The 8,444-nt window shown below is 59.7% G+C and carries 7 protein-coding genes and 1 riboswitch; of the genes, 6 read left to right on the plus strand and 1 reads right to left on the minus strand.

The annotated features are described in order from the left end of the window. Window positions 1-80: 80 nt before the first annotated feature. The 3 genes from astB (at window position 81) to astE (ending at window position 2,801) form a co-directional block, all read left to right on the plus strand. A complete protein-coding gene (astB, locus tag AC1DH9_RS15040; RefSeq protein WP_427545774.1) occupies window positions 81-1,427 on the plus strand; it encodes an N-succinylarginine dihydrolase in 1,347 nt (448 codons plus the stop codon). 63 nt (window positions 1,428-1,490) lie between these two features. Continuing rightward, window positions 1,491-1,778, plus strand: a complete 288-nt coding sequence (locus AC1DH9_RS15045) for a hypothetical protein (RefSeq protein ID WP_019693158.1) — start codon at window positions 1,491-1,493, stop codon at window positions 1,776-1,778. Window positions 1,779-1,790: 12 nt separating this feature from the next. Beyond that, window positions 1,791-2,801, plus strand: coding sequence for a succinylglutamate desuccinylase (gene astE, locus AC1DH9_RS15050; RefSeq protein WP_477808362.1), 1,011 nt, complete (start codon window positions 1,791-1,793; stop codon window positions 2,799-2,801). Window positions 2,802-2,931: 130 nt separating this feature from the next. On the opposite strand, the gene AC1DH9_RS15055 is transcribed toward astE, so the two are convergent. Continuing rightward, the gene (locus AC1DH9_RS15055) at window positions 2,932-3,441 is read right to left on the minus strand and encodes a 6,7-dimethyl-8-ribityllumazine synthase (protein WP_019693156.1); all 510 of its coding nucleotides are present in this window, start codon (window positions 3,439-3,441) and stop codon (window positions 2,932-2,934) included. 120 nt (window positions 3,442-3,561) lie between these two features. After that, a riboswitch (FMN riboswitch) is annotated at window positions 3,562-3,732 on the minus strand. A gap of 215 nt (window positions 3,733-3,947) precedes the next feature. On the opposite strand from AC1DH9_RS15055, the gene ltaE reads away from it, so the two are divergent. The 3 genes from ltaE to AC1DH9_RS15070 form a co-directional block, all read left to right on the plus strand. Next, window positions 3,948-4,952 carry a low-specificity L-threonine aldolase gene (ltaE, locus tag AC1DH9_RS15060; protein WP_427545778.1) on the plus strand — a complete coding sequence of 335 codons (1,005 nt, stop codon included), beginning with the start codon at window positions 3,948-3,950 and terminating at the stop codon, window positions 4,950-4,952. A 146-nt stretch (window positions 4,953-5,098) separates the two neighbouring features. Continuing rightward, a complete protein-coding gene (alaS, locus tag AC1DH9_RS15065; RefSeq protein WP_442114432.1) occupies window positions 5,099-7,720 on the plus strand; it encodes an alanine--tRNA ligase in 2,622 nt (873 codons plus the stop codon). A 90-nt stretch (window positions 7,721-7,810) separates the two neighbouring features. Beyond that, on the plus strand, window positions 7,811-8,444 hold a 634-nt coding region (locus AC1DH9_RS15070), incomplete at its 3' end, for an aspartate kinase (protein ID WP_477808363.1).

Genomic DNA, 8,444 nt, shown 5'->3' on the forward strand with positions numbered 1-8,444 from the left:
CGTGCTCGCGATGGCCGCGCCTCGGTCTTGAAGAACAGTTACTGAAGCCTATAACAACAGATTCTCGTGGAGCCTCGCTGATGAAATCCTATGAAGTCAATTTTGACGGTCTAGTGGGGCCGACCCATAACTACGGCGGTCTGTCCTACGGCAACGTCGCGTCCCAGAGCAACAGCCAGCAGTCTTCCAACCCCAAGGAAGCGGCGCTGCAAGGCCTGGCGAAAATGAAAGCGCTGATGGAAATGGGCTTTCAGCAAGGTGTACTCGCGCCGCAAGAGCGCCCGGATGTCGGCGCGCTGCGCAGCCTGGGCTTCAGCGGTACCGACGCTCAAGTGATCGAGCAGGCCGCCAAACAGGCGATGCCGTTGCTGGTTGCCAGCTGCTCGGCGTCGAGCATGTGGGTGGCCAACGCCGCCACCGTCAGCCCGAGCGCTGATACCGCCGACGGTCGCGTGCATTTCACCGCCGCCAACCTCAACTGCAAATATCACCGCAGCATCGAACACCCGACCACCAGCCGCGTGCTGGGGGCGATGTTCGCGGACCAGAAACACTTCGCCCACCACGCAGCGTTGCCTGCCGTGGCGCAGTTCGGTGATGAAGGCGCAGCCAACCACACGCGTTTCTGCCGTGAATACGGCGAAGCCGGTGTCGAGTTCTTCGTGTTCGGTCGCAGCGCGTTCGATACCCGCTACCCGGCACCGCAGAAGTACCCGGCGCGTCAGACCCTCGAAGCCTCGCAAGCGGTTGCCCGTCTGCATGGCTTGAGCGAAGACGGTGTGGTGTACGCGCAGCAGAATCCTTCGGTGATCGACCAGGGCGTGTTCCACAACGACGTGATTGCGGTGGGTAACGGCGAAGCGCTGTTCTATCACGAGGACGCGTTCCTCGACACCGAGCAGATGCTGGCTGAGCTGTCGGCCAAGCTTGCCAAGCGTGGAGGCCAGTTCAAGGCGATCTGCGTGCCGCGCTCCCAGGTATCGGTCGAAGACGCCGTGCGTTCGTACCTGTTCAACAGCCAGTTGCTCTCGCGCGCTGACGGTTCGATGCTGCTGATCGTGCCGCAAGAGTGCCAGAACAACCCGCGCGTCTGGCAGTACCTGCAAGAGCTGACCAGCTCTGGCGGCCTGATTCGCGAAGTGAAAGTCTTCGATCTCAAGCAAAGCATGCAGAACGGCGGTGGCCCGGCTTGCCTGCGGTTACGTGTCGCACTGAATGAAACCGAGCTGGCGGCGGTCAACCCAGGGGTTATCATGACCCCGCCGTTGTATGGCACGCTGACCCAATGGGTCGACAAGCACTACCGTGACCGCATGACCGAAAGCGATCTGGCGGACCCACAATTGTTGCTTGAGTGCCGGACGGCACTGGATGAACTGACGCAAATCCTTAAACTGGGCGCGGTTTATCCATTCCAGATCAATTGAAAGCCCGCGTCCTGCTCATGAAGAGCCGGACGCGTTGCTTTATCTCCCAATGAGAACGTAATAATGAGCGATACCCTGCAGCTGATTCTTGAAGACACCGACGGCACTCAGCTGGAAACCTCTTGCACCCGCGTTGCGGTCATGTGGCAAGGCAAAGAGTTGTGGATCCAGCACGATGGCCGTGGCCAGCTGCTGATTGGTGTTGACGTCGAAGAAGGCGATGCCGAATACGCGAACCTGCTGCTGCGCCCATTGGCGACTAATCTGGTAAGTCTGCAACTGGAAATGGAACCGGCTGAAATCGGTGACGAAGACCACGTGCACGGCCCGGATTGCAAACACGATCACTAAGGAATTCGCTCTATGCTCGCCCTCGGCAAACTGCTTGAACTGACCCTCGCCGGTCGTGAACCGGCGGAGAAGACTCAACTGACTGTCGAAGGCGTGCGGATGCGCTGGCTGAGCGAAGGGGCGCTGGAAGTCCGGCCACCCGAGGCTCGCGACAATGGCCTGGACTTGCTGTTGTCGGCCGGCATCCACGGTAACGAAACAGCGCCGATCGAGTTACTCGATCGCCTGTTGCATGACATCGCCCGCGGAGAGTTGAAGCCGCGCGCACGTATTCTGTTCCTGTTCGGTAACCCTGACGCCATGCGTCGCGGCGAGCGTTTTATCGAGCAGGATGTCAACCGGCTGTTCAACGGCCGTCACGAACTCAGCAGTGGCTCCGAAGCGCTGCGAGCCTGTGAACTGGAGCGTCTGGCGGCGACTTTCTTCAATCTGCCCGACCGCGCCCGGTTGCACTACGACCTGCACACCGCGATCCGTGGCTCGAAGATCGAGCAGTTCGCGCTATATCCCTGGAAAGAAGGTCGCCAGCATTCCCGTCATGAACTGGCCCGCTTGCGCGCTGCCGGCATGGAGGCGGTGCTGTTGCAGAACAAACCGTCCATCGTTTTCAGTTCGTACACCTACGACAAGCTCGATGCCGAGTCTTTCACCCTTGAGCTGGGCAAGGCCCGGCCGTTCGGGCAGAACGACGGGGTCAACGTCTCGCGCCTTGAAACCCTTTTGAAGCAGATCATCGAAGGCTCCGAGCCGGAGTCAGCAGAACAGAGCCTGGATGGTTTGCAACTGTTCAGCGTGGCGCGGGAAATCATCAAGCACAGCGACAGCTTCCACTTGAACCTGCCGGCGGACATCGAGAACTTCTCGGAGTTGAAAAAGGGTTATCTGCTGGCCGAGGACATCGCCCAGACCCGCTGGATCGTCGAGGAGGAGGGTGCGCGAATCATCTTCCCGAACCCGAAGGTCAAGAACGKCCTGCGCGCCGGCATTCTGATTGTGCCGACCACCGGCGACGATCTGGTCTGAGACCAGAACTTCGATCCTGACAAAGATCTACTGTGGGAGCGAGCCTGCTCGCGAAGCGGTGTATCAGCCAACACAGTCGTTGGCTGATGAACAGTCATCGCGAGCAGGCTCGCTCCCACAGGTTTTGTGTTTAGACGGCTACCGCGCGGTGTTCAGTGCGACGCAAGGCGCGCATCTTGTGCAGCGTGTCGGCGCAGGTCTTTGCCGCTTCCTGGCCCTTGTGCACGAAGTGCTCGAAGAAGAACTTCTGGTGCTCTTCGCCGGCATGGAAGTGGTGCGGGGTCAGCACGACCGAGAACACCGGCACTTCGGTTTCCAGCTGAACCTGCATCAGGCCGCTGATCACCGACTGGGCAACGAATTCGTGACGGTAGATGCCGCCGTCAACCACTAAGCCTGCAGCGACGATACCGGCATAGCGGCCAGACTTGGCCAGCAGCTTGGCGTGCAGTGGAATTTCAAAGGCGCCGCCGACTTCAAAAAAGTCGATATCCGATTCCTGATAGCCCTGGGCGACCATCTCGCTGACGAAGCCCTTACGGCTCTGATCAACGATTTCCTTGTGCCAGCACGCCTGGATAAACGCTACGCGCTCGCCCTGATGGTTTTTGCTTTTGCTATCGATTGCGGTGGGTTGCATCTGTTCTGACTCCTGTTTGTGTGAAAAACAGGGCGTTATGAATCGAATGGGATTTAAGGGTACGTGCAGGTCAGACGTGCAGAGTATGCGCGTTGCCCACGGACGGCCCTTTGGTGCCAATCCCGTTCTCTCTTCATCCGGACTATGACCGTCGGCCCCGGGATCACACCGGGTCTGCTGACCTTACCGTCACCTGCTGCCGAAGCGTCAGTGACACCAAGCGCTCGCKGGCTATGCGCATTGCGCGCAATTACCGCCGGTGGGGAGTTGCACCCCGCCCTGAGAACGTTTTGCTGCCAGGTTTTCTGGCAGCGGAGAGTTTTTAACACATATTTGCGGGCTGCGCATGGCTGCTTTCTGATGATATACATCGGTTTTTCCGTTGGCTTGAACCGGCTTTTCCAGTCCTGGCCTTGATTAATTGCGGCGTTGGCCGCAGTAATCCCCTTCGAAAGAGATTTCCTTTATCAGCAGCGACGTTAGCGTCCTATTCCGAGGCCTGATTCATGAGCGTTATCGATCTTCGTAGCGACACCGTCACCCAACCGACCGCAGGGATGCTCGACGCGATGGCCAACGCGGCCACCGGGGATGACGTCTACGGCGAAGATCCAACGGTCAATCAGCTTGAGGCCGAACTGGCCAGGCGTCTGGGGTTCGCTGCGGCACTGTTCGTGCCGACAGGCACCATGAGCAACTTGCTGGGGCTGATGGCCCACTGCGAGCGCGGGGACGAGTACATCGTCGGCCAGCAGGCGCACACGTATAAGTACGAAGGCGGCGGTGCCGCGGTGCTGGGTTCGATCCAGCCGCAACCGCTGGAAGTTCAAGCCGATGGTTCGCTGGACCTGGCTCAGGTGGCAGCGGCGATCAAGCCGGATGACTTCCACTTCGCCAGGACCCGTTTGCTGGCGCTGGAAAACACCATGCAAGGCAAGGTATTGCCGCTGGAGTACCTGGCGCAGGCTCGCCACTTTACCCGTGAGCACGGTCTGTCGCTGCACCTGGACGGCGCGCGGTTGTACAACGCAGCGGTCAAGCTGGGTGTCGATGCGCGGGAAATCACCCGGCACTTCGATTCGGTATCGGTGTGCCTGTCCAAAGGCCTGGGCGCGCCGATCGGTTCGGTGCTTTGTGGTTCGGTCGAGCTGATCGGCAAGGCCCGGCGCCTGCGCAAGATGGTGGGTGGCGGCATGCGTCAGGCCGGCATTCTTGCGGCGGCCGGCTTGTATGCGCTGGATCACAACGTGCAACGCCTGGCGGATGACCATGACAACGCGCAGTTTTTGGCTGAAGGCCTGCGCGCGGCGGGGTATAAAGTCGAACCTGTACAGACCAACATGGTTTACGTGCAGATGGGCGATAAGTGCGAGGCGCTCAAGGCGTTTGCCGGTGAGCGCGGGATCAAGCTCAGTGCCGCCTCACGTTTGCGCATGGTCACTCACATGGACGTCAACCGGGCGCAGATCGAGCAGGTGATCGCCACTTTCGTCGAGTTTTCTCAAAACTGAAGGTGTTAGCCGTCCAATTGACTGTCTGTATCGTACAAACACACTGTACCTGCTCACTAACGCCGATATAATGCGGCCCTTTGCCGTCGCTTCGTCTGTTGACGATTCGTACAGGCCTTTGGCCGCAGTCTCCGTGGAAGAACCTAATGAAAAGCGCAGAAATCCGTGAAGCCTTCCTTCGCTTCTTCGAAGAGCAAGGCCACACCCGTGTAGCCTCCAGCTCTTTGATTCCGGGCAACGACCCAACCCTGCTGTTCACTAACGCGGGGATGAACCAGTTCAAGGACTGCTTTCTGGGCCAGGAAAAGCGCGCCTATACCCGCGCCGTCAGCAGCCAGAAGTGCGTTCGCGCCGGTGGCAAGCACAACGACCTGGAAAACGTCGGTTATACCGCTCGTCACCACACCTTCTTCGAAATGCTGGGTAACTTCAGCTTCGGTGACTACTTCAAGCGTGATGCGATCACCTACGCCTGGACCTTCCTGACTTCCGACAAGTGGCTGAACCTGCCGAAGGAAAAGCTCTGGGTCACGGTCTACGCCAGCGATGACGAGGCCTACGACATCTGGACCAAGGAAGTCGGGGTTCCGGCCGAGCGCATGGTTCGCATCGGCGACAACAAAGGCGCGCCGTACGCGTCCGACAACTTCTGGACCATGGGCGATACCGGCCCGTGCGGTCCTTGCACCGAGATTTTCTACGATCACGGCGCCGACATCTGGGGTGGCCCACCGGGTTCGCCAGAGGAAGACGGCGACCGTTACATCGAAATCTGGAACAACGTGTTCATGCAGTTCAACCGCACCGCCGATGGCGTGTTGCACCCGTTGCCAGCACCGTCGGTGGATACCGGTATGGGTCTGGAGCGGATCAGTGCCGTGCTGCAGCACGTTCACTCGAACTATGAAATCGACCTGTTCCAGAGCCTGCTGAGCGCTTCGGCCAAGGCCATCGGTTGCACCAACGACAACCAGGCTTCGCTGAAAGTCGTGGCTGACCACATTCGTTCCTGCGGTTTCCTGATCGCCGACGGCGTGCTGCCGTCCAACGAAGGTCGCGGCTACGTGCTGCGCCGGATCATTCGTCGCGCTTGCCGTCACGGCAACAAGCTGGGCGCCAAGGGCAGTTTCTTCTATCAGATCGTCGGCGCACTGGTTGCCGAGATGGGCGAAGCCTTCCCTGAGCTGAAATCCCAGCAGGCGCACATCGAGCGCGTGCTGAAAGCTGAAGAAGAGCAGTTCGCCAAAACCCTGGAGCAGGGCCTGAAGATCCTCGAGCAGGATCTGGCCGAACTCAAAGGCGATGTGGTGCCAGGCGACGTGGTGTTCAAGTTGTACGACACCTACGGTTTCCCGATGGACCTGACCGGCGACATCGCGCGTGAGCGCAACCTGACCATCGACGAAGAGGGCTTCGAGCGCGAAATGGAAGCCCAGCGCGTCCGTGCTCGTTCAGCCAGTTCCTTCGGCATGGACTACAACAGCCTGGTCAAGGTTGATGTGGCCACCGAGTTCACCGGTTACACCGCTCACAGTGGTTCGGCAAAAATCGTTGCTCTGTATAAAGACGGGCAATCGGTCGACGTATTGAGCGAAGGCGAAGAGGGCGTGGTCGTTCTCGATCAGACGCCGTTCTATGCGGAATCCGGCGGCCAGATCGGTGATTGCGGTTACCTGCAGGCAGGCGCTGCGCGTTTCGACGTACGCGACACCACCAAGACCGGCGGTGCATTCCTGCACCACGGTGTGCTGGGTTCGGGCAGCCTGATCATTGGCTCGCCGGTCCAGGCTCAAGTGGATGCCGAGGTGCGTCACGCCACTTCGCTGAACCACTCCGCCACGCACTTGCTGCACGCGGCATTGCGCCAGGTGCTGGGCGAACACGTTCAGCAGAAAGGCTCGCTGGTCGACAGTCAGCGTCTACGCTTTGACTTCAGCCACTTTGAAGCGATCAAGCCTGAACAGCTGAAAGCGCTGGAAGAAATCGTCAACGCCGAAATTCGCAAGAACTCCGAAGTTGAAACCGAAGAAACCGATATCGACACCGCCAAGCAAAAAGGCGCCATGGCGCTGTTCGGCGAGAAGTACGGCGACAGCGTGCGCGTACTGAGCATGGGCGACTTCTCCGTCGAGCTGTGCGGTGGTATCCATGCCAATCGTACCGGCGACATCGGCCTGCTGAAAATCATCAGCGAAGGCGGCGTGGCTTCTGGCGTGCGTCGTATCGAAGCGGTGACAGGCGCTGCAGCACTGGCTTACCTGAACGCTGCGGAAGAGCAACTCAAGGAAGCGGCCAACCTGGTCAAGGGCAGCCGCGACAACCTGATCGACAAGCTGTCGGCTGTGCTTGAGCGCAACCGTCTGCTGGAAAAGCAACTCGAGCAGTTGCAAGCCAAGGCCGCCAGTGCGGCGGGCGACGACCTGTCGGCTTCTGCCCAGGACGTCAAAGGCGTGAAAGTCCTGGCCGTGCGTCTCGACGGTCAGGACGGCAAGGCGCTGCTGGCGCTGGTCGATCAACTGAAGAACAAACTCGGCCGCGCAGTGATCCTGCTCGGCAGTGTCCATGAGGAAAAGGTCGTACTGGTTGCGGGTGTAACCAAGGACCTGACTGGCCAACTCAAAGCCGGTGATTTGATGAAGCAAGCCGCTGCAGCAGTGGGCGGGAAGGGCGGTGGTCGTCCGGACATGGCGCAAGGCGGCGGTACCGACGCTGGCGCACTGGATGCTGCGTTGGCCCTGACCGTGCCGTTTGTAGAGCAGGGTATTTAAGGCTGCGTGCCGAGCCCGTCGTCTAGTGGCGGGCTTCGTAGCTGTTTGAGTGATTAATGGGCGCCCTTCATGGGCAGAGGCGGCTTTGAAATGGCTTTGATCGTACAGAAATTTGGAGGCACCTCAGTCGGCACTGTCGAGAGAATCGAGCAGGTCGCCGACAAGGTTAAGAAATTCCGCGAAGCCGGCGATGACCTGGTGGTTGTGCTGTCTGCAATGAGCGGCGAGACCAACCGTCTGATCGATCTGGCCAAGCAAATCAGTGGCGGCGATCAACCGGTTCCGCGTGAGCTGGATGTCATCGTGTCCACCGGTGAGCAGGTGACGATTGCACTGCTGGCCATGGCGCTGATCAAGCGCGGCGTACCGGCGGTGTCGTACACCGGCAACCAGGTACGGATTCTGACGGATAGCGCGCACAATAAAGCGCGTATCTTGCAGATTGATGACCAGAAGATTCGCGGTGACCTGAAGGCCGGTCGCGTGGTTGTCGTTGCCGGTTTCCAGGGCGTCGACGAGCACGGCAACATCACCACCCTTGGTCGTGGCGGTTCCGACACCACCGGCGTGGCGCTGGCAGCGGCCCTGAAGGCTGATGAATGCCAGATCTACACCGATGTCGACGGCGTCTACACCACCGACCCGCGCGTGGTGTCCGTGGCTCAGCGCCTGGACAAGATCACCTTTGAAGAGATGCTGGAAATGGCCAGCCTCGGTTCCAAGG

It is taken from the genome of Pseudomonas sp. 05T35, assembly GCF_056396605.1.

Coding starts and splice junctions, on each gene's coding strand:
- astB (WP_427545774.1), top strand. CDS start 81: ATGAAATCCTATGAAGTCAATTTTGACGGTCTAGTGGGGCCGACCCAT.
- AC1DH9_RS15045 (WP_019693158.1), top strand. CDS start 1,491: ATGAGCGATACCCTGCAGCTGATTCTTGAAGACACCGACGGCACTCAG.
- AC1DH9_RS15055 (WP_019693156.1), bottom strand. CDS start 3,441: ATGCAACCCACCGCAATCGATAGCAAAAGCAAAAACCATCAGGGCGAG.
- ltaE (WP_427545778.1), top strand. CDS start 3,948: ATGAGCGTTATCGATCTTCGTAGCGACACCGTCACCCAACCGACCGCA.
- alaS (WP_442114432.1), top strand. CDS start 5,099: ATGAAAAGCGCAGAAATCCGTGAAGCCTTCCTTCGCTTCTTCGAAGAG.